Source organism: Ruegeria sp. CDSA241 (genome assembly GCF_059611265.1).
In genome coordinates, this window is the sequence record NZ_JBXWPF010000003.1 from 195737 (window position 1) to 214702 (window position 18966).

The following is an 18966-nucleotide window of genomic DNA, read 5'->3' on the forward strand; positions in this document are numbered from 1 at the left end:
CCTCTAAAGGTCAAGCCATGCGCCTCAGCCGTTACTTTCTGCCCGTTCTCAAGGAAAACCCCTCCGAGGCTCAGATCGTCAGCCACCGGCTGATGCTGCGCGCGGGCATGATCAAGCAGGCCGCTGCTGGGATCTATTCCTGGCTCCCGCTGGGGTTCAAAGTTCTGCGCAAGCTGGAAAACATCGTGCACGAAGAACAGGCGCGGGCGGGTCACATCGCCATTCAGATGCCTGTCATGCAATCGGCAGATCTGTGGCGCGAATCCGGACGTTATGACGACTACGGCCAGGAAATGTTGCGCATGAAAGACCGGCATGACCGGGACATGCTTTTTACCCCGACTGCCGAGGAACTGGTGACCGACATTTTTCGGGGTCATGTCAGTAGCTACAAGGACCTGCCGCTGACGCTCTATCAGATCCAGTGGAAATTCCGCGATGAAATCCGTCCGCGTTTCGGCGTGATGCGGGGCCGCGAGTTCTATATGAAGGACGGTTATAATTTCGACTTGACCACAGAGGATGCGCTGCACGCCTATAACCGCCACCTGGTTACATATCTGCGCACCTATGAGCGCATGGGCTTGCAGGCGATCCCGATGCGCGCCGATTCCGGCCCAATCGGTGGCGACGATACGCATGAATTCCTGGTTTTGGCTGAAACCGGCGAGTCTGAGGTATTCTATGACAGCGCCGTCACCGACCTGACTTTTGGCGACCGTCAGATTGACTATGACGACCGTGGTCAATGTCAGTCCATTCTGGAAGAGTTCACTTCAAAATACGCCCGCACCGACGAGACGCATGACGAGGCGCTGTTCAATCAGGTGCCGGAAGATCGGCGCCGTGTGGCGCGCGGGATCGAAGTTGGCCAGATCTTCTATTTCGGCACAAAATATTCCGAACCCCTTGGGGCAACCGTTCAAGGCCCCGATGGCAAACCGGTTCCGGTCCATATGGGTAGCCACGGCATCGGTGTCAGCCGCTTGGTTGGCGCGATCATTGAAGCCAGCCATGACGACAAGGGCATCATCTGGCCAGAGGGCGTGACCCCGTTCCATTGCGGTATCGTGAACCTGAAACAAGGCGATGACGAAGCGGACGCAGCCTGTGAAAAACTCTATGCCGCGCTGACCGTGCTGGGGTTGGAGCCACTTTATGATGACCGTAACGAACGGGCAGGCGGTAAATTCGCCACGATGGATTTGATCGGCCTGCCTTGGCGGATCACGGTCGGCCCGCGCGGCCTGAAGAACGGTGTGGTGGAACTGACTTGCCGCCGCACAGGCGAAAGCGAAGAGTTGAGCCCCGAAGCCGCCGTCACCAAGATCGCCGAGATCTATGAGCGCATTGCCTGAAACCGACACGCCGCTGATCTCGGTCATCACGGCGACATATAACCTTCTGTCCCAAGGGCGGCAGGACAGTTTCCGCGAAGTCATAGCCTGTATGGCCCGGCAGAGTTGCGACCGGGCCGAACATATCATTCAGGATGGCGCATCGGATGACGGCACGGTGGCATTTCTGGAAGAGCTGACGGCAGGTGCACCACGAACGCGCGTGATCAGCGCGCCTGATACTGGCCTGTATGATGCCATGAACAAAGGCGCCGAGGCTGCACAGGGTGAATATCTGCTGTTCCTGAACTCGGATGACTCGTTGGCATCGGATGGCATTTTGAACACCGTTGCCGACCGGCTTGCGGAATCTCGACCGGATTTCCTGTATGGCTCGACCCTGCGCAAATACGAGGACGGTTCGGAAAGTCGGGAAAAGCGCATGTCGCTCAAAGCGATCCTGCAGCGGATGCCGTTCTGCCACAATTCGGTGTTGCTGCGGCGGGATGTGTTTCAGGCGCTTGGCGGGCATGACACGCAGTTTCGGGTGGCTGCGGATTATGACCTGATGCTGAGGCTTGTCGCTGCCAGATATCAGGGAGAGCGCACGGATGAGCCTGTTTCCATGTTCTGGGGCAGGGGCATAACCAGCGACATTGTCAAAACCGCCGAGGATTATGCCCGCGTCTGGGTTCAATTCTATTCAGGTTTCAATGCAGCGCGGACCCTGACCCAACAGGATTTCTTCCGGTTCTACCGCCGCGGACACATGCCTGCCAATCTGATGATCGAATTACTGCGGCGCCCAGATACCCCAGACGGGATCAAACTGGCGGCACGCCATAGCCTATGGAAAACGGCCCGCCGATCCGTACAGTTTTGGCGGCGCTATTAGTGGCCTGCCGCAGTCGGTCGGACGGATAGCAGATCACCATCAGCCTCGGATCCGCGTGAAACAACGATCGGACGGCCCAAGCGATTGACCAGGTCCTTAAATTCGAACCCCAGAAAGCGTATTCCGCAAACACGGTCGCCAGTCATGCGATCGGTGATACATAACCGCCCCTGTCGAAACGCCAAATGGTACCCTTTATCTTTCAGGATATCCGTCAGATTGCCCCAGCTTGCGGCACCGGAAAATATCGGGCGTATCGCCGCGCGCAGCAGTGCTGCGGTCTCGCAATCAATTTCTGTAGATAGTTTCCGGGCCGAAATTGCGCCCGGTTGTTCTGTTTCAGTACGAATATTCATGAGCGACCCCCGCTCTGGAAATGAATTCCCCCACAAAGTAGGGTGACAAAGTTTCTTTAAATAATCAAAAGGCGAAATAATATTGCGCCTAAAATGTTGCATTATGAGTGCAGTTTCACCCTGAATGCTCACATTGACTTCATAGCTGAAACAATGCGGTGCTGTCTGTGAAGGGCTTCACAACCAAGGGTATAATGCGGCATGTGGAAATCATCCGTATTTTGAAAAACCCCGACCTGATTCGCCGATGGTTGAATTTCTTGCGGAATTGGATCACCTGGAATTTGCTGATACACGGGCCGAAAATCACAAAAGGATCCACGGTTTGCTGAGCTTCACAACCGTCGTCTATTCCAAAGACTTCCCCTTGCTTGAATTGCAGGCATTGTCTTTTGCCCGATTTGTTGACCCTGATAAGGTCGGCTCGATCCGGGTGATCATGAACGATGTGGACGAACCGGCACTGCGCGCGATGGTGGAACCGATTTTGGCTTCTTACGGCCCGTTGCGACCCAAAGTTGAAGTCCTGAGCGGCGATGACGTTTTGCTGGCTCCTGGGCAATGCGCGCGCCGGTCGATCTCGGACAGGATATTGGTCGAAAACCGATACCGCATTCCGGGCGCGCGCAAGGGTGGATGGCGTGGCAACAACGGATACCGGACACAGCAGGTTTTGAAATTGGGATCTGCTCGGGCTGCCTCGACAGAAAACATTGTAATACTGGACACCAAGAACCTGTTTCTGCGCCCCTTTCAGGAGGCCGAGTTTTTCTCGGACAGTGGTGCGGCGCGGATTCCGTTTATCGGTGTGAACAGCGATTATCACAGACGCTGGCTGGAACAGAGCTTTGATGCGCTGGGCGCGTCGATCCCGGAAACGGACGGTATACAGACAACAAATTTCGCAACGCCTTATCCTGTGCGCCGGTCGCTGATCCTGGATCTGCTGCAAGAGATAAATGCGCGCCACGGATCGGTTCAGTCGCTATTTGCCTCTCGCAGGCGCCCGTCTGAGTTTATGTTGTTGAATGCATTTTGTCTGAAATCCGAAGCCGGTTTTGCGCCTTGGTTCGAACCCTCGGGAAACACTAGCATAGGGCTGTGGCCATCCTTTTCGGCGCAGAAACTGACTGATGAGCTTTCCCGGCTGGACGATCCGGAAACTCTGACCCTAGGCTTGCATAACAGAGCGCTTTACAAGCTGCCCGCCGACATTCGAAACCGGGTGTTTCACGAGCTGGAAAGCCGCGGTATCTGCGATCGTTCCATCGCCGAGGCCGCCTTGAACAGAACCGCTGCTTTGACCGGGCAAGTCGAAGTGGGCGGATAACCGGCTTGACCCCCGGTCGAATTGCCGAGAGGGTCGCCACAAAACAAAACCAGCGGAGCAGACATGGCCAAGACACCACCGCCATTTGCGCTTTTTGAGTGGAAAATCGCTTGGCGATACCTGCGTGCGCGCCGTGCTGAAGGTGGCGTCAGCGTGATGACATGGATTTCGCTGATCGGGATTACCCTGGCAGTGTTTGCGCTGATCGCCACATTGGCCGTCAGGTCCGGTTTCCGGTCCGAATTTGTCGGAACCATTCTGGGGGCTAACGCCCATGTGACCGTGTATTCATCGGGTGAGTTCACTGCGCAGGGGCAGGTAGATCGCACTATTGCGGATTATACGGACATGGCCGACCGGATCGCTCAGGTTCCAGGCGTTCAGCGTGCAGCACCTTTGGTGAAAGGTCAGGTTCTGATCACCAATCGCGACCGCAGCAGCGGGGTTGAGGTATTTGGCATCCAGCCCGAAGATTTGCTGGAACTGCCAGGTGTCGCCGAAAGCGAACAGGCGGTTGGTGATCTGTCGATGTTTCAGAACGGCCAGGACGTCATTGCCATAGGTTCAGGTGTCGCGCGCAGCATCGGGGCGACGGTGGGCGATACCATCAAGCTGACCTCGCCCAATGGGGTGAAGACCGCGTTTGGCACCTCTCCCCGGGTGAATGCCTATCAGGTGGTTTATGTGTTTTCGGCCGGGCGTTATGACATCGACCGGACGCGGGTCTATATGCCCTTCGAACAGGCGCAGGGTTTTTTCAACCGCGAGGGCGTGGCCGATGAGATCGAGGTCATGGTCGACCGCCCCGAAGAGTTGACGCCGATCCTGATCCCCATCCTTGAGGCCGCAGGTGAGCGCAGTCAGATCTGGACATGGCAGGATGCCTCGGGCGGGTTCCTGCGTGCGCTTGAGGTGGAAGACAATGTCATGTTCATCATTCTGTCGATCCTGGTTCTGATCGCCGCGATGAACATCGTTTCGGGTCTGATCATGCTGGTGAAAAACAAGGGCCGAGACATCGGCATCTTACGCACCATCGGGCTGAGCGAAGGCTCGATCCTGCGCGTGTTCTTTATCTGCGGCGCGTTTACCGGGATCATCGGCACTGGGTTGGGCGTGGTGCTGGGCTGTCTCTTTGCGATCTATATCGACCCGATCTTCAGCTTTGTGAACTTTGTAATGGGGGGCGGTGTTTGGGATCCGTCCATCCGCGGTATTTATGCGCTTCCAGCTGAACTGCATCTGTCGGATGTGCTCAAGGCTGTTGGCCTATCTCTGGGCCTGTCATTTCTGGTCACCTATTTCCCCGCCCGTCGCGCGGCGCGGCTGAACCCTGTTGAGGCGCTGCGCTATGAGTGATGTAATGATGCGATTGGCCGGTCTGACCAAGACTTATCTCAAAGGTAAGCCGGGTGAGGTTCAGGTATTGCGCGGTGTCGATTTGGACCTGCGTGCGGGCGAGGCCGTGGCTCTTGTGGCGCCCTCTGGTGCCGGTAAGTCGACGCTGTTGCATATTGCCGGATTGTTGGACACACCCGACACAGGATCGGTTGAGGTCGTGGGCCAGAACGTGACGGGGAAAGGTGATCGCACACGTACTGCCTTGCGGCGGCAGGATGTCGGCTTTGTCTATCAGTTCCACCATCTGTTGCCGGAATTCACCGCGCTGGAAAATATCACACTGCCGCAGCTGGCCAATGGCGTGTCCGAAAGGGCAGCCCAGGAACGGGCGATGTCCCTTCTGGATCATGTCGGCGTCGCCGCGCGCGCCGATCACCGGCCGGCCGCCCTGTCTGGCGGTGAGCAGCAACGCGTGGCCTTCTGCCGCGCATTGGCCAACAAACCTCGGGTTCTTCTTGCGGATGAGCCGACAGGCAATTTGGACCCTGAAACCTCGGATCAGGTTTTTGACGCATTGATGGCTTTGGTGCGGAACGAGGGGCTCTCGGCTCTGATCGCCACACATAACATGCAGCTTGCCGCCCGGATGGACCGAACACTGAGGCTGGACGGAGGCGCGCTTAGGCCAGTTGAGTGATGGCAACGCCTGCAGCCATCACTGCGATACCGCTTGCGCGAACCCATGTCAGCGGGGTGACCTGCGCGCCAAACAAGCCGAAGTGGTCGATGGCTGCAGTGCTGACGAGTTGCCCAAGAAGGACAAAGAACACCGCGTTGCCGACCCCAAAATGTGGCGCAACATGGGTGATTGACAGAACATAAAAGGCGACAAGCACACCGGCCAGAAGCAGGTGCTTGGGGGCATCGGCAATTTTTGAAAGGGCTCCAAAGCCGGGAAAAACCAACATCAACGCTGCACTTGATGCAAAGGCTATCGCAAACAGGACCACAGCCGCTGTTGTTGGCGACCCGATCAATTTGCCCAATGCGGCATTCAACGCGGCAAGGATCGGAACCCCAATTCCAGCCACAAGCATAATAGCAGCATATTGTGTCATGCGGTTTTCCTATTGCCTCGTTGATCTGGATCATTGCGCCAAGCCTAGGCACGGGCAAGCCTGAAAATGTCAAATCTGACAGGAGGATGTGATGATCAGACAGGCAATGGGGGCGCTATCGATAGCGGCGTTTGTGACGGCGTCTCAGGTCAGCGCGCAGGATACAGATACCGGCGCCGAGCTGTACCAGCATTATTGTGCAACCTGCCACGGGATCGACGCGACGGGATATGGTCCAATGGCAGGCGTCCTTGTTATTCAGCCAACTGATCTGACGCGGCTTGCAAGCAGCGAAGGGGTATTCCCGACCGCTCGTGTTGTGGCGCGCATAGATGGACGAGACCCGCTGGTCAGCCATGGCAGCCCGATGCCAGTCTATGGACCGTATTTCGAAGGGCAGGATACGGCGATGAAAACACCAGATGGGCAGCCGATCCTGACCAGCCAGCCGATCGTGGATCTGGTGGCTTATCTGCAGACGCTGCAGGCCGACTGAACGTCACCGACAGATTCCTTCGATCTCGGCATCGGCCCAGGGGATGACCACTGCGCTTTCACGCTTGTCACCACGTAGCGGAGCCAGATCGAAATGTGCGCCCAGCATCTCGTGCAGACGTCTGGTGCGGGGTGCCGAAGGATCCAGCGCCCGGCAACAAATGTATTCCTCGACAATGGCGCCCTGCTGTTCGAACCCATAGGACAGGAAATCAGGCGAGCTCTCCAGATCGAATTGGTAGGGGTCGCTGTTGCCACCATGCTCGGCTGCGGCGCGCAGCGGGTGATATCCGGTTTTCTTGCGGTTTTGCCATTGCCAGACATGGGTCAGTTCATGACCCAACAGCATCGCCGCGATCAGGCTCATCCGATCCGGGAATTCGGACATGTAGTCGTCCAGATACCAGTCCCGCGTGAAATAGACTTTGTTGAATAGGGCCACCGCTGCGGGTTTTGCGGTCACGATACCTTCCTGCGGGGCGGGCAAAATGCGTTCGCGGCAAGCAAGGCGTGACCGATCTTTACGATAGAAAGTTATTGGCGCAACTGGTGCGCCTTCGACCAACCGCACTTTGTTGAGTTTCAGCGTATCACCCTGAAGTGTGCGGGTAAAAGCAGCCTCCTGATCAGTCAGGGGGCGACCGCAAGCGGTGAATACCAAAAGGGACGTCATCAAAATGAGGCGCAACATGACAAAAAATCTATTCTGGCAGCACTCGTGTGCAAATGGTTTTTTTTACAGGCTCATTGCCAGGACGCGGCTGATTTCCGTCAGAGATCGCCCGGACTGTTCCATCCATGTGTTGAATGCCGCTTGAACCGAGGCCATGGCCTTTTTCGATGTCGGCGGCTTATCGACCACGCCCTCGGCCACCAGCCGTGCGGTCACATCCTGTGACAGGATGAAACTGTCACGCCCCGCAAATCGCATTGCATATTGCGCCGATGCGCCACCCAGACGCGACCCTCGCTTGCTCAGCATGTTCAGCAAACCGACATAGTCATCCGAAGGCCACCCTCCCAGAATCTTTCCGACGCCACCTTCTTGGCGCAGTTCCAGCAAAAAGGCAGCATTGTCGCGGACCGTGGCGATCTTGGTGCCATTGCGCACGATTCGAGTGTCCTGCAGCAGAGCATCGAACTTTTCGTCATCCATAAAGGCGCAGCGTCCAATGTCGAACCCGTCAAAAGCGGTTTCGAACCCGTCCCATTTGTTTTCGATGACCTTCCAGTTAAACCCGGCCTGAAAGATGCATTTCGTGATAATCGACAGCCAGCGATCTTCGGGCATTTCAGCCAGTTCCGCAGGGCTTTTGGGTTTGGAAAGCTTGTTGCTCAGGGCATCTGTCCCGCCGTGACGGCTGGCGGCTATGGCGAAAATCTCGTCGAAATGGCGCATCTGCAGAATCCTCCAAACCTAGCGTCGCGTTTTGCGGTCGGTGTTGCAAGGTGGCCCGGGACACATGCCTGCCAAGGTAAAAAAACATCCCAAGCCCAAAAGAAATGCTCGACAAAGTGGGTGATTCTAGTTTGTGATTGACTCGTCAATCAATATCCGCACCGCAATGCTGGGGAAATGCAGTGGGCGCGGGCGCCTAGCATGATGCTGAAAGAGGGGAAACACTTGGGCAAAGGGGCGAGTTATTCCGTGCCGCGCCGAACTGTCTGCTTCCCTTCTTCGCCAGTTTTTGTGCATGTTGCGACATGGATTTGTCACATGACAAGCCGACTGGCGCGTAACAGCGCGCCGGACCGGGCAAAACGAATATTGCAGGGAGAAAATCAATGAAAAAACTGAGTGTAAGCCTGATGGCGCTGACCGTTGCAGGCTCTGCCTATGCCGCCGAGATGGGGGCCGTGGATCAGCCGATCAAACTGGCGATCAACGAATGGACTGGCCAGCACGTGACCACCCATGTCGCGGGTGAGATGCTGAAAGCTGCCGGATACAATGTGGAATATGTGACCGCAGGCATGATGAATCAGTTCCAGGCGCTGGCCGATGGTGACATCGACGCGACCCTGGAAATCTGGTCGTCCAACGTATCGGATGAATATGCCAAGAAGATTGACGAAGGCACCGTCGTTGAAATCGGCGATCTGGGCCTCGACGCCAAAGAAGGCATCGCCTATCCCGCGCATGTGGCTGATCTGTGTCCCGGCCTGCCCGCATGGGAAGCGCTGAAGGACTGCGCGCAGGTATTTGCGACGGCCGAAACGCTGCCCGGGGGCCGTCTGGTCGATTACCCGGCTGATTGGGGTACGCCCGGCGCTGACCGTATGGTGGGCCTGGATCTGCCGTTCAAAGCGGTTCCCGCAGGTTCCGAGGGGGCTTTGATAGCCGAGCTTCGGGCCTCGACCGAGCGCAACTCGCCGCTGCTGATCACCTTCTGGCAGCCGCATTGGGCCATGTCGGCCTATGATGTGCAATTCGTCGAACTGCCAGCCGGGGAAGACGCCTGTTTCACCGATCCCGCTTGGGGCCCGAACCCGAACGCTGTGAACGATTGCGATTTCTCGCCGTCGCGCATCTTCAAGGCGGGTTGGAGCGGCATGGAAGACAAATGGCCCGCAGCCTATGAAATCCTGACCAACTATCAGCTGGCGGTCGAAGATCAGCAGCCGATGATGGGTGCGATCGACGTTGATGGTGGTTCCGTCGAAGAGGTCGTCGCCGCTTGGATGGCTGAAAACGAAGGCAAATGGCGCCCTGTTGTCGACGCGGCAACGCAGTGAGCTGACATCAGTGACTGACGTAAATTCGCCAGCCATCGCCTGCCAGAATCTCTGGCAGGTGTTTGGCCCCGGCGCTGACAAAGCCCTGACCGACGCGCTGTCTCGGTCAGGGAATGACGCTAACAAAGCCGCTGCCGATCTGCGGGAAAACGGGTTCATCCCCGCCGTTCAGGATGCCAATTTCGAGGTCAAGGAGGGCGAGCTGTTTGTGATCATGGGCCTGTCCGGATCGGGCAAGTCCACTTTGATCCGCTGTATCTCGCAGCTTTTGCCGGGCACGGGTGGCGAAATCCGTGTGGATGGCGAGAACGTCATCGGCGCGTCAAAGAAAGCCATGACCGAGCTGCGCCGCAAAAAGCTGGGCATGGTATTTCAGCATTTCGGCCTGTTCCCGCATATGACCGTTGCCGAAAACGTCGCCTATCCGCTGCGTGTTCAGGGTGTTAGCCGCAAAGAGCGGCAGGCCCGTGCGCAGGAGGTGATCTCGTTGGTCGGTCTGGAGGGGCGCGAAGACAGCTTCCCGCGTCAGCTTTCGGGTGGTCAGCGGCAGCGTGTCGGGATTGCCCGGTCTCTGGCCGTGAACCCCGATATCTGGTTTTTGGACGAACCATTCTCGGCCCTCGATCCCTTGATCCGCCGTCAGTTGCAGGATGAATTCCTGCGCATTCAGGCGACGTTGCAGAAATCCATCGTCTTCATCACCCACGATATTCAAGAGGCGCTGAAACTGGCCGACCGGATTGCCATCATGCGCGACGGCAAGATAGTCCAGATCGGTACACCCACCGATATCGTACTGCGCCCGGTGGATGATTACGTGCGAGAGTTTTCAAAGGATGTCGCCAAGGGTCAGCATGCCAAGGTCGCATCGGTCATGCGCCAAGACGGAGAGCGGGGACCAGATGACCCTGGCCTGACAACCTCGATGACATTGGACGCTGCATTGGCGCATTGCATGGAGTTATATGAACCGGTGCCCGTCAGGGATGCCGATGGTAACATCGTCGGAACGGTTCATCCGTCCGATCTGGCCGCCGCCCTGCAGGTTGATGAAACATGACTGTAGCGACGGAAGTTTCTGTGCCGCAGGCGCGCCTGAGCATTGGCGCGCGCGCCGCACTGATCACAGTGATCGTCGGTGCATTGTGTCTGGCGCTGGAAGGCGTCGCGCCCTGGCTGGTCAAATGGCCCGCAGGCTGGGAACTGCCTGCAACGCAATGGGTCGGCACGTTTCTGGACTGGTTCCTGAACGGGATCAAACCGGTGGCGCGGCTGTTTTCCGATCTCATGGCCTATCCCATGAACTGGGCCAACTTTGTGCTCGGCAATACGCCATGGCCCATCCTGATCGGTCTGGTGACTGCGCTGGGTTGGTATCTGGGCGGCTTGCCGATGGCGGCGCTGGGCTTTGTGGGCCTTAGCTTTGTGTTGGCATCGGGCTATTGGGCCGAAAGTATGAACACCCTAGCGTTAGTGGCCGTTTCCGTGCCGGTTGCGCTGATCATGGGCGGAGCTATCGGTATCCTTGCCAACGAAGTTCCGCGCGTGAAGTCATTTGTGCAGGCCGTGCTGGACGTGATGCAGACCGTGCCGACATTCGCTTATCTGACGCCGCTGCTGCTGCTGTTTGGTTTCGGTCCTGTGGTTGGGCTGATCGCCTCGGCCATATATGCGGCCCCTCCGATGGCGCGCAACGTGATGTTGGGACTGGAGCGGGTCGAACCGGAAATCAAAGAGGCTGCCATCATGTCCGGCGGCACGCGGTTTCAACAGCTGTTTCAGGTCGAGATCCCGGCTGCAGCCACGCAGATCATGGTCGGTGTGAACCAGTGCCTAATGGCTGCGCTGTCGATGGTTATCATCGCAGCCGTCATTGGCGGCTTCAACGATATCGGTTGGGAGGTTCTTCTGACCATGCGCAAGGCACAGTTCGGCGAAGCCTTGATGGCCGGTCTGGTGATCGTGGTCTTTGCCGTCGTCATCGACCGGATGAGCGGGACGCTGGCGACCGAACGTAAACGCTATGACCAGCGTGTCGCCTGGGCAGTAATTGGCGTTGCCGTGCTGTTCACCGCTGTCTTCTGGACCAGGCTGCCGAACCCGTCCGAACTGACCATTCTCGACCCGCTGGCCGGGGTGATTGACGGCGGGCTGACGGCGTTTACCCAGGCTAATGGGCCGTGGCTTGACGCGCTCAAGAACAACTCTTTGTTCTATGTGCTGCTGCCGCTTCGGATTGGTTTGGACCAGGCCGTGCTGCCGTTCACATGGGGTTTTCAGTGGACGCCCGTGATGAGCTATGGCCTGTTCGCCGCCGCCGCAGCGATTGCTGTGATAATGGCATGGCGCGGACACCTGACCGGCGGGCTGGTGATGCTGATCCTGATCGGGATGCTGGAAACCGGCATTGCCAATCTGCCCTGGCCTTTCGTTCTGACTGCCGCCGCCGCGTTGGGTTGGGTGGCAGGGGGCTGGCGATTGGCGGCGCTTTCGGTCGGATTGCTCTGTACCATTCTTGTCTCGGGCCTGTGGGAACGCGCGCTGTTATCGCTGTATCTGAGCGGTGCTGCGGTGTTTTCTTGTGCCGTAGTCGGTGGTGTGATTGGTCTTGCCAGTGCAGTCTGGTTGCCTGTTTGGAAGGTGGTCCGCCCCGTCTGTGACATGTTGCAGACGATCCCACTGTTCGTGTTCCTGATTCCTGTGCTGATGGTGTTTCAGATCGGCGAGTTTTCGGCCTTTCTGGCAATCTGCGCCTATGCCGTTGTTCCGATGATCCGCTACACACGGCACGGGCTGGTCAACACACCGGATGAGATGATGGAGGCCGCCATCTCTAGTGGCGCGACCGAGTGGCAGATCATGCGTGACGTGCGCGCGCCTTATGCTGCCCCGACTATCTTACTGGGTCTGAACCAGACCATCCTTTACGCCTTTGCCATGCTGGTGATCGCTGCGTTGATCGGAACCACCGGTCTGGGCCAGTCGATCTATCTGGCGCTGGGGCAGGCGGATGTGGGATTGGGGATTTCAGCAGGGGCGGCGATGGCTATCCTTGCGCTGATAGCTGACCGCATCGTGCAGGGCTTTGCCGAGGAACGTCGCAAGGCGCTGGGCCTGTAAACATCGGCAGAAAGGCGGAACAACCGCCTCTCTGCCTCTTTTGATTTCGGGCAAGGACGTTCCGGCGCAGGTGATTAAACTTGGCGCAAATGATCGGAGACTATCATGGCAGGCTGGCCCCTATTCTTTGCTGCACTGATAGCGTTTCTGGCGACCCATGCGATACCAGCGCGCCCCGCTGTGCGCGACCGCCTGATCACTACGTTCGGACGGCGCGGGTATTTCGTGGCTTATTCCATCTTGTCTCTGCTGGTTCTGGGTTGGTTGATCATCGCTGCAGCGCAAGCCCCGTATGTCGAGGTGATCCCACCCATTTGGATTTTCCGCTGGATTCCCGTTCTGATGATGCCCGTTGTGTGCTGGCTCGCGGTTGCGGGCTTGACGATCCAGAACCCGTTTTCATTTGGTGGTTTAGGCCAGCGCCCGTTCGATCCGGAAAAGCCCGGCATTCTGCGCACCACGCGCCACCCGGTTTTGGTGGCGCTGTTGGTGTGGGCTGTCGCTCATCTGCTGGCCAATGGCAGCCTGTCCCACGTGATTTTGTTCGGTTTGTTTGCGGTATTTGCTGCGATGGGGCTGCCGCTGATTGATCGACGCAAGTCCCGTCAGATGGGTGCTGAATGGGGTCGGCTGTCGCGCAACACTGCAAGGTTTTCTTTGCGTGCGCCACGCCCTTGGCCGCCTGTTTGGATCGGGTTTGTAGCGCTGGCGGCATTTGCAATCCTGCTTCACCTACACGAACCGGTGATCGGATTGTCTCCGCTGCCATAAGCTGAGTGGTGGTCGGGGCGGGTCGTGCGTGCTATTTGATGTTTCGAATTGTTGCGACAAGGGGATTTGCATGTACCTCGCCTATGTTACGACCACCGACCGCGGTGCAACCGACCGTCTGCTGAGCGCGGCTGCGGATCGCCTTTTGGCCGCAGATGCGCAGTTGGCGGGTGTGGTGCAAACCAACACCGAATGCGCCGACAGCAGCAAGTGCGACATGGACGTCCGTGTCCTGCCAGAGGGAGAGACCATCCGGATTTCGCAGTCTTTGGGTACTCAGTCGCGCGGCTGCCGTCTGGACCCTGCGGCACTTGAGCGGGCAGTTGGATACGTGACGGCATCGCTGGCAGAGAATCCCCATTTGCTGATCGTTAACAAGTTCGGCAAGCACGAGGCGGATGGGCGCGGTTTTCGCCCGGTCATCGCTGAAGCACTGGCGCAGGACATTCCGGTTCTTGTCGGGGTGAACGGTTTGAACACGGCTAAATTCGAAGAATTCACGGGCGGCGGTGCCGAGCAAATTGAGCCCGACCTTGAGGCGATCTTGGCCTGGTTTGACCGGGTCACTGCGCAACGTGAAGCTGCCGCCTGACAGAGCGGTCATAAGGCGGGGCCATCGGTCCTGCCAATTTCTGCTTGGTACGGTGTGATCAGCCATTCATCACTCGCGCTGGCAAAGCTTGCTGGATGTCTGGAAGAAAATGGTGGGCGACCCTGGAATCGAACCAGGCGTGCGTCTCCGCGAGGGAGTTACAGTCCCCTGCCACACCTTGCGGCCTGTCGCCCACTGTCAGGCGTTGCACCTGACGTGGAGGCGTGATTACTAGCGCTCTAAAGGAGCGTCAACAGGAAAATACTGCTTTGACGCAGGAAACCGAATTCGCGGCCCGGAGGCCAAAGAAATGAAGAAACCCAAGTGGGTCGTCGAAAAAGAACAGGCGCGCAAAGCTGCCGCATCCGAAACTGTTTGGCTGTTTGGTCTGCATGCGGTGCGGGATGCGCTGATGAACCCAAACCGCACAAAATTGCACCTGATTGTGACGCGGAATGCGCGGGACAAGCTGGTGGAAGCCATTGAATTTGCTGGCATTGAGCCCGAGATGGTTGATCCACGCAAATTTACCGCTCCGATCGACCCAGGGTCGGTTCATCAGGGCGCGGCCCTTGAGGTTAAGCCTTTGGAATGGGGTGGTCTGGCGGAAAACTGCATCGGGCGCGAACACCCGCGCGTCATTTTGTTAGACCGCGTGACCGACCCCCATAATGTCGGAGCGATTCTACGGTCAGCTGAGGTTCTTGGAGCCAGCGCAGTAGTCGGTATGCGCCATCACGCGGCGCCGGAAACTGGCGCGCTGGCCAAGACCGCCAGCGGCGCACTGGAACGTCAACCCTATCTGCGGGTGCGTAACCTGGCTGATGCCATTGTCGAGTTGCAGGGAATGGGGTTTCTGGTCCTAGGACTGGACGGCGAGGCGGACGACACGATCGAGGCCGCCTTGGGAGGTAACCCGGACCAGCCAGTGGCATTGGTGTTAGGCGCAGAGGGACCGGGCCTGAGGCAAAAAACCAAAGAAACCGTCGACAAGTTGGTCAAAATTGACGCTGTGGGCGGGTTTGGTTCTCTCAATGTCTCAAATGCGGCGGCGATTGCCCTATATGCTTCTAGGCAAAGATAACGACAGGAGAACGTCATTTCCACGCCATCCAAAATTGCGACCTGCTGTTACTGTGGGACCCGGGCAGCGCTTGTTCTAAAAGGCACGCAACGCCAAGAGCTCAGTTGTTCAAGCTGCGGTGCCCCGCTGCATAACCTCAAGATGATGCCAAAGCGCAAACTGGACGATGCCAAGGCGAACCGTCAAACAGCCAAGCAGGATCGTCCCTACAAAGGCAAAAAGAAGAAGAAAAAAGGCGTTTTCTCACGGGTGCTGGATGAAGCCTGGGATGTGATCGAGGACATTTTCGACTAAAGGCTGGCGTTGCCGGTTCGAATGTTCACAAGCGCGTTAAAAGGGGTTTCAGTTGCGATAATAAATTGCATCTTGATACCCTGAGTTTCTATTTGTGATCCGATGACCATGAACAGACGTTTCCTTTTTGGCGCGATTGCCGCCAGTGTGATTGCTCTTCCTGCGTTTGCGCAGGATCTGCCCGTCTTCTATCGGACGGACGGTGCAGCCATGGCCGGATATGATGCGGTGTCCTATTTCAATGGCGAAACACCTGTTCGGGGTCAGCCTGAATACGCGGTTATGTGGAAAGGCGCTGAATGGCACTTTGCCACCGCTGAGAATCGGGATGCGTTTGAGATGAATCCGCGTGCCTATGCACCTCAGTTCGGCGGGTACTGCGCCTTCGCAATGGCGCAAGGAGAGCTTGTCAGCACCGATCCGACTATTTGGCAGGTGATTGACGGTCGGCTGTATCTTACCCACTCGCCCGAAATCGAGCGCATCTGGCAACGCGATACCGCAGCTTATATCCGCGAGGCCGAAGCGCATTGGCCAAGCGTTCTGTATGAATAACAGGGCGGCGGCCGTTTTTTCTGATCTGTCATCACAAAATTGCGCGCTACCTCTTTTTTTCTCTGAACTCATGCTTAAATGTCACAGTGACCGCGGAACGGAACTGCCGCGGGTCATTTCACTGTCCCTCGTTCCAACAACTGGCGCTCAGGTATTCCTGGGCGCTTTTTTCTTTTGGAAAGGGCGACTAGGGTGCGCAAATGACTGAATATTCCGATGAATTCCTGACCCGGATTCTAAAGCGTACCAAAACCATTGCGGTGGCGGGCGTGTCGATGAATCCGGTGCGACCCAGCTATTATGTGGCGCGGTATTTGTCGCTTAAGGGATACAAAGTGATCCCTGTTAACCCCGGCCATGCGGGCAAGATGCTGTTTGGCCAGACAATCCGTGCGTCGCTATCCGAGATTTCCGAACCGGTAGACATGGTCGATATCTTTCGCCGATCCGAAGCTGTACCACCCATAGTGGACGCGGCGCTGGAGGCGTTTCCCAATCTGCGCACAATCTGGATGCAGATTGGAATAGAACATGCCCCGGCTGCGGCTACAGCGCAGGTGCGCGGGGTGGATGTCGTGATGAACCGCTGCCCGAAGATCGAATATCAGCGTTTGTTTGGCGAATTGCGCATGGGTGGTTTTGCCACCGGAATGATTTCGTCGAAACTCTGAGCGGTTATTCACCGAGATATGGTTGCAGTTCGCCGAATTGTTCCAAACGCCGCTTTTCCAGAACCACTTCGCGCGGAACCCAGTCATAGCGCGTGTCTTGTGGTAAGGGCGTCCAGTACAGCACGCCGCCATAGCGCCAGGGGTCCAGCACAACACCGTCATACATTGTCTCGCCTTTGCGACTGATGATTGCCGTGCTGTGGTCGATCCGGAACGGGTTGTCGGCATTAGCGATGGCGCGGTGCATTTCCAGCGTCTGGAAGTTTTCCTGATCCAGCCGCCGTTCGATATCCTCGGCCCAGTGCCAACACAGTCCGCGCGGCTTCAGGCCCTTGTTGACTTTGGCATTGTGGATCAGTGGCGGGTCGGTGATCTGATATTCCTGAGCCAGTTGATCGGTGTAGGCATAGGCAATGCGCGCGGCGCGGTTGGCCTCTTCAGGGTCGATGTCAGGCCCGAGGTTGCGGATTTCAGACGCCAGGCGCTGAACTTCATCACTGGTGGACGGCGGGGCAATTGCGCAGGACCCCAGAACGGCTAGCGCCAGTCCAAATACCAAAGCTCTGATCATCTGCGCACCCTTTGACCTGCGAACCTGTCAGGATCAGAATAATGGATCGACAACACCTGCGTCACCCCTTGGGTCGCGCGGCCTTTTCCGCGATGCCGCTGGTGCCCTGACGCCGGGCCAGTTCGGCCAGCACATCATCCAGCGCCACATCGCGCGCGGCCAGCATGACCAGCAGGTGATACAGTACATCCGCCGCCTCTGAGGTCAGCTTGGCCTGATCGCCCTTGACCGCCTCAATGATGGCCTCAACCGCTTCTTCGCCGAATTTCTCGGCACATTTCTCGGGGCCATTGGCCAACAGCTTGGCGGTCCAGCTGCCTTCAGGATCCGTCCCTTTGCGGGCCTCAATCGTTTGGGCCAGGTCGTGCAGAATGCTCATGTCAGCCTCATCGGGATGCCAGCGGCAGCCATGTGTTCCTTGGCCTCGCGGATGGTGAATTCGCCGAAGTGAAAGATCGATGCGGCAAGGACAGCGCTGGCACCGCCTTCGGTGACGCCTTCGACCAGATGATCCAGAGTTCCAACCCCGCCCGAGGCGATCACTGGTACATTCACAGCATCCGAAATGGCGCGTGTCAGCGGCAAGTTGAACCCGGCTTTGGTACCATCGCGATCCATCGAAGTCAGCAGAATCTCACCCGCGCCCTTGGCGACGACGGTTTTGGCGAACTCAACCGCGTCGATGCCGGTGGGCTTGCGTCCGCCATGAGTGAAAATTTCCCACTTTCCAGGGCTGACGGTCTTGGCGTCGATGGCACAGACGATGCACTGGCTGCCGAATTGATCGGCGGCTTGGGCGATCACATCCGGGTTTGCCACTGCCGCCGAGTTGAAGCTGACCTTGTCTGCACCGGCCAGCAACAGAGCGCGCACGTCTTCCTTGGTCCGCACGCCGCCGCCAACGGTCAGGGGTACAAAGCACTGTTCCGCTGTGCGCTGCACCACATCGAACATGGTACCCCGGTTTTCATGGGTGGCATGGATGTCCAGAAAGCAAATCTCGTCAGCGCCTGCCGCGTCATAGGCCTTGGCGGATTCCACCGGGTCACCCGCATCGCGCAAGCCAACAAAGTTAACACCTTTGACAACGCGGCCATCGGCGACATCCAGACAGGGTATGATACGGGTTTTCAGCATCTCTCGTCCTTTGTTGGCGCACCTCTAACGGCAAAGCCCCGCCGATGCCAGACTTGTGATTGTCACAACTCTGGAACCTGTGAAAACTGTCCCCAATTCATCAGGAGATCAATGAGATGCGTAGACTCTTTTTAGCAACCACTTTCATTTTCGCAGGAGCAGCTGCCGCAATGGCTGACGATATCATCAAGATGAAGACCGACAAATCGGTGACCCAGGCGCTGGACGCGCTTGAGACGGCGATTGGCAACGCGGGTGCAACGGTTTTTGCGCGGATCGACCACGCCGCCGGAGCTGAAAAGGTCGGAACGCCTATCCCGCCCAATCAGGTGCTGATTTTCGGCAATCCTGCGCTAGGTACGCCTGCAATGCAGATCGACCCGCGTGCCGGACTGTTCCTGCCGCTCAAGGTGCAAGCGTATGAAGATGCCGACGGTCAGGTTTGGCTGATCTATGAAGATCCAAAAGAGACGATGGATGAGTTCGACGCGGTCGAAAACTCTCCCATCATCGAGAAAATGCGCGGGGCGCTGGCAAAGCTGACTGCGGCTGCCGCGCAGTAA

At 57.5% G+C, this 18966-nt stretch carries 23 protein-coding genes and 1 tRNA gene; 16 read left to right on the forward strand and 8 right to left on the reverse strand.

What is annotated here, in order from left to right; all coding sequences use genetic code 11:
• Positions 1–17: 17 nt before the first annotated feature.
• Together proS and AC2FJV_RS04530 are read left to right on the forward strand one after the other, a co-directional pair.
• Entirely contained in the window at positions 18–1358 is a 1341-nt protein-coding gene (gene proS / locus AC2FJV_RS04525; RefSeq protein ID WP_496712849.1) for a proline--tRNA ligase, read from the forward strand.
• On the forward strand, positions 1342–2232 hold the full coding sequence (locus tag AC2FJV_RS04530) for a glycosyltransferase family 2 protein (RefSeq protein WP_496712822.1): 891 nt from the start codon (positions 1342–1344) through the stop codon (positions 2230–2232). The genes proS and AC2FJV_RS04530 overlap by 17 nt, the downstream gene beginning before the upstream one ends.
• Here AC2FJV_RS04530 and AC2FJV_RS04535 read toward each other — a convergent pair.
• Positions 2229–2588 (reverse strand): hypothetical protein, encoded by a 360-nt coding sequence (locus AC2FJV_RS04535; protein WP_496712824.1) that lies wholly within the window; start codon positions 2586–2588, stop codon positions 2229–2231. The genes AC2FJV_RS04530 and AC2FJV_RS04535 overlap by 4 nt on opposite strands.
• A gap of 247 nt (positions 2589–2835) precedes the next feature.
• On the opposite strand from AC2FJV_RS04535, the gene AC2FJV_RS04540 reads away from it, so the two are divergent.
• The 3 genes from AC2FJV_RS04540 to AC2FJV_RS04550 all read left to right on the forward strand — a co-directional run bounded on the left by AC2FJV_RS04540 (position 2836) and on the right by AC2FJV_RS04550 (position 5956).
• Positions 2836–3918 carry a DUF6492 family protein gene (locus tag AC2FJV_RS04540; RefSeq protein ID WP_496712826.1) on the forward strand — a complete coding sequence of 361 codons (1083 nt, stop codon included), beginning with the start codon at positions 2836–2838 and terminating at the stop codon, positions 3916–3918.
• Between the two features lie 63 nt (positions 3919–3981).
• Positions 3982–5277: a lipoprotein-releasing ABC transporter permease subunit gene (locus tag AC2FJV_RS04545; protein ID WP_142636836.1), complete on the forward strand. Its 1296-nt coding sequence runs from the start codon at positions 3982–3984 to the stop codon at positions 5275–5277.
• Positions 5270–5956 (forward strand): ABC transporter ATP-binding protein, encoded by a 687-nt coding sequence (locus tag AC2FJV_RS04550; protein ID WP_496693819.1) that lies wholly within the window; start codon positions 5270–5272, stop codon positions 5954–5956. The genes AC2FJV_RS04545 and AC2FJV_RS04550 overlap by 8 nt, the downstream gene beginning before the upstream one ends.
• On the opposite strand, the gene AC2FJV_RS04555 is transcribed toward AC2FJV_RS04550, so the two are convergent.
• On the reverse strand, positions 5940–6377 hold the full coding sequence (locus AC2FJV_RS04555; RefSeq protein ID WP_496712828.1) for a DMT family transporter: 438 nt from the start codon (positions 6375–6377) through the stop codon (positions 5940–5942). The genes AC2FJV_RS04550 and AC2FJV_RS04555 overlap by 17 nt on opposite strands.
• 91 nt (positions 6378–6468) lie before the next feature.
• Between AC2FJV_RS04555 and AC2FJV_RS04560 the strand changes: the two genes are divergently transcribed.
• Complete coding sequence (locus tag AC2FJV_RS04560) at positions 6469–6873, forward strand: c-type cytochrome (RefSeq protein WP_496712830.1); 405 nt, start codon at positions 6469–6471, stop codon at positions 6871–6873.
• A gap of 3 nt (positions 6874–6876) precedes the next feature.
• Here AC2FJV_RS04560 and AC2FJV_RS04565 read toward each other — a convergent pair whose 3' ends face one another.
• Both AC2FJV_RS04565 and AC2FJV_RS04570 read right to left on the reverse strand, forming a co-directional pair.
• On the reverse strand, positions 6877–7563 hold the full coding sequence (locus AC2FJV_RS04565) for a hypothetical protein (protein ID WP_271949488.1): 687 nt from the start codon (positions 7561–7563) through the stop codon (positions 6877–6879).
• Between the two features lie 45 nt (positions 7564–7608).
• Positions 7609–8271 carry a DNA-3-methyladenine glycosylase I gene (locus AC2FJV_RS04570; protein WP_142636846.1) on the reverse strand — a complete coding sequence of 221 codons (663 nt, stop codon included), beginning with the start codon at positions 8269–8271 and terminating at the stop codon, positions 7609–7611.
• 386 nt (positions 8272–8657) lie between these two features.
• Here AC2FJV_RS04570 and AC2FJV_RS04575 point away from each other — a divergent pair, with 386 nt between their 5' ends.
• From AC2FJV_RS04575 to AC2FJV_RS04595, 5 genes are all read left to right on the forward strand, one after another.
• On the forward strand, positions 8658–9608 hold the full coding sequence (locus AC2FJV_RS04575; RefSeq protein ID WP_142636848.1) for an ABC transporter substrate-binding protein: 951 nt from the start codon (positions 8658–8660) through the stop codon (positions 9606–9608).
• Positions 9609–9618: 10 nt separating this feature from the next.
• On the forward strand, positions 9619–10668 hold the full coding sequence (locus tag AC2FJV_RS04580; protein WP_496712832.1) for a quaternary amine ABC transporter ATP-binding protein: 1050 nt from the start codon (positions 9619–9621) through the stop codon (positions 10666–10668).
• Positions 10665–12728 carry an ABC transporter permease gene (locus AC2FJV_RS04585; RefSeq protein WP_496712834.1) on the forward strand — a complete coding sequence of 688 codons (2064 nt, stop codon included), beginning with the start codon at positions 10665–10667 and terminating at the stop codon, positions 12726–12728. Before AC2FJV_RS04580 ends, AC2FJV_RS04585 begins: the two co-directional genes overlap by 4 nt.
• A gap of 105 nt (positions 12729–12833) precedes the next feature.
• Positions 12834–13499 (forward strand): NnrU family protein, encoded by a 666-nt coding sequence (locus tag AC2FJV_RS04590; protein WP_142636854.1) that lies wholly within the window; start codon positions 12834–12836, stop codon positions 13497–13499.
• Positions 13500–13569: 70 nt separating this feature from the next.
• Positions 13570–14091 carry a DUF2478 domain-containing protein gene (locus AC2FJV_RS04595; RefSeq protein ID WP_496694801.1) on the forward strand — a complete coding sequence of 174 codons (522 nt, stop codon included), beginning with the start codon at positions 13570–13572 and terminating at the stop codon, positions 14089–14091.
• 110 nt (positions 14092–14201) lie between these two features.
• Here AC2FJV_RS04595 and AC2FJV_RS04600 read toward each other — a convergent pair.
• Positions 14202–14285, reverse strand: a tRNA-Tyr gene (locus tag AC2FJV_RS04600).
• 116 nt (positions 14286–14401) lie between these two features.
• Between AC2FJV_RS04600 and rlmB the strand changes: the two genes are divergently transcribed.
• From rlmB to AC2FJV_RS04620, 4 genes are all read left to right on the forward strand, one after another.
• Positions 14402–15175, forward strand: coding sequence for a 23S rRNA (guanosine(2251)-2'-O)-methyltransferase RlmB (gene rlmB / locus AC2FJV_RS04605; RefSeq protein ID WP_142636858.1), 774 nt, complete (start codon positions 14402–14404; stop codon positions 15173–15175).
• Positions 15176–15190: 15 nt separating this feature from the next.
• On the forward strand, positions 15191–15469 hold the full coding sequence (locus AC2FJV_RS04610) for a hypothetical protein (protein ID WP_142636860.1): 279 nt from the start codon (positions 15191–15193) through the stop codon (positions 15467–15469).
• 108 nt (positions 15470–15577) lie between these two features.
• Positions 15578–16024, forward strand: a complete 447-nt coding sequence (locus AC2FJV_RS04615) for a YHS domain-containing (seleno)protein (RefSeq protein ID WP_496694802.1) — start codon at positions 15578–15580, stop codon at positions 16022–16024.
• Between the two features lie 200 nt (positions 16025–16224).
• Positions 16225–16695: a CoA-binding protein gene (locus AC2FJV_RS04620; protein ID WP_496693813.1), complete on the forward strand. Its 471-nt coding sequence runs from the start codon at positions 16225–16227 to the stop codon at positions 16693–16695.
• A 4-nt stretch (positions 16696–16699) separates the two neighbouring features.
• Here the strand turns inward: AC2FJV_RS04620 and AC2FJV_RS04625 are convergent, their stop codons facing one another.
• The 3 genes from AC2FJV_RS04625 to hisF all read right to left on the reverse strand — a co-directional run bounded on the left by AC2FJV_RS04625 (position 16700) and on the right by hisF (position 18403).
• Positions 16700–17266, reverse strand: coding sequence for a hypothetical protein (locus tag AC2FJV_RS04625; protein WP_142636866.1), 567 nt, complete (start codon positions 17264–17266; stop codon positions 16700–16702).
• A 61-nt stretch (positions 17267–17327) separates the two neighbouring features.
• On the reverse strand, positions 17328–17645 hold the full coding sequence (locus tag AC2FJV_RS04630; protein ID WP_496712837.1) for a phosphoribosyl-ATP diphosphatase: 318 nt from the start codon (positions 17643–17645) through the stop codon (positions 17328–17330).
• Positions 17642–18403 carry an imidazole glycerol phosphate synthase subunit HisF gene (hisF, locus tag AC2FJV_RS04635; RefSeq protein ID WP_271949509.1) on the reverse strand — a complete coding sequence of 254 codons (762 nt, stop codon included), beginning with the start codon at positions 18401–18403 and terminating at the stop codon, positions 17642–17644. The genes AC2FJV_RS04630 and hisF overlap by 4 nt, the downstream gene beginning before the upstream one ends.
• Before the next feature lie 170 nt (positions 18404–18573).
• Here hisF and AC2FJV_RS04640 point away from each other — a divergent pair, with 170 nt between their 5' ends.
• A complete protein-coding gene (locus AC2FJV_RS04640) occupies positions 18574–18966 on the forward strand; it encodes a DUF302 domain-containing protein (RefSeq protein ID WP_496690916.1) in 393 nt (130 codons plus the stop codon).

Coding starts and splice junctions, on each gene's coding strand:
- AC2FJV_RS04590 (WP_142636854.1), top strand. CDS start 12,834: ATGGCAGGCTGGCCCCTATTCTTTGCTGCACTGATAGCGTTTCTGGCG.
- AC2FJV_RS04625 (WP_142636866.1), bottom strand. CDS start 17,266: ATGATCAGAGCTTTGGTATTTGGACTGGCGCTAGCCGTTCTGGGGTCC.
- AC2FJV_RS04530 (WP_496712822.1), top strand. CDS start 1,342: ATGAGCGCATTGCCTGAAACCGACACGCCGCTGATCTCGGTCATCACG.
- AC2FJV_RS04540 (WP_496712826.1), top strand. CDS start 2,836: ATGGTTGAATTTCTTGCGGAATTGGATCACCTGGAATTTGCTGATACA.
- rlmB (WP_142636858.1), top strand. CDS start 14,402: ATGAAGAAACCCAAGTGGGTCGTCGAAAAAGAACAGGCGCGCAAAGCT.
- AC2FJV_RS04595 (WP_496694801.1), top strand. CDS start 13,570: ATGTACCTCGCCTATGTTACGACCACCGACCGCGGTGCAACCGACCGT.
- AC2FJV_RS04570 (WP_142636846.1), bottom strand. CDS start 8,271: ATGCGCCATTTCGACGAGATTTTCGCCATAGCCGCCAGCCGTCACGGC.
- hisF (WP_271949509.1), bottom strand. CDS start 18,403: ATGCTGAAAACCCGTATCATACCCTGTCTGGATGTCGCCGATGGCCGC.
- AC2FJV_RS04630 (WP_496712837.1), bottom strand. CDS start 17,645: ATGAGCATTCTGCACGACCTGGCCCAAACGATTGAGGCCCGCAAAGGG.
- AC2FJV_RS04620 (WP_496693813.1), top strand. CDS start 16,225: ATGACTGAATATTCCGATGAATTCCTGACCCGGATTCTAAAGCGTACC.
- AC2FJV_RS04545 (WP_142636836.1), top strand. CDS start 3,982: ATGGCCAAGACACCACCGCCATTTGCGCTTTTTGAGTGGAAAATCGCT.
- AC2FJV_RS04550 (WP_496693819.1), top strand. CDS start 5,270: ATGAGTGATGTAATGATGCGATTGGCCGGTCTGACCAAGACTTATCTC.
- AC2FJV_RS04575 (WP_142636848.1), top strand. CDS start 8,658: ATGAAAAAACTGAGTGTAAGCCTGATGGCGCTGACCGTTGCAGGCTCT.
- AC2FJV_RS04560 (WP_496712830.1), top strand. CDS start 6,469: ATGATCAGACAGGCAATGGGGGCGCTATCGATAGCGGCGTTTGTGACG.
- AC2FJV_RS04640 (WP_496690916.1), top strand. CDS start 18,574: ATGGCTGACGATATCATCAAGATGAAGACCGACAAATCGGTGACCCAG.
- AC2FJV_RS04615 (WP_496694802.1), top strand. CDS start 15,578: ATGAACAGACGTTTCCTTTTTGGCGCGATTGCCGCCAGTGTGATTGCT.
- AC2FJV_RS04535 (WP_496712824.1), bottom strand. CDS start 2,588: ATGAATATTCGTACTGAAACAGAACAACCGGGCGCAATTTCGGCCCGG.
- AC2FJV_RS04565 (WP_271949488.1), bottom strand. CDS start 7,563: ATGTTGCGCCTCATTTTGATGACGTCCCTTTTGGTATTCACCGCTTGC.
- proS (WP_496712849.1), top strand. CDS start 18: ATGCGCCTCAGCCGTTACTTTCTGCCCGTTCTCAAGGAAAACCCCTCC.
- AC2FJV_RS04585 (WP_496712834.1), top strand. CDS start 10,665: ATGACTGTAGCGACGGAAGTTTCTGTGCCGCAGGCGCGCCTGAGCATT.
- AC2FJV_RS04555 (WP_496712828.1), bottom strand. CDS start 6,377: ATGACACAATATGCTGCTATTATGCTTGTGGCTGGAATTGGGGTTCCG.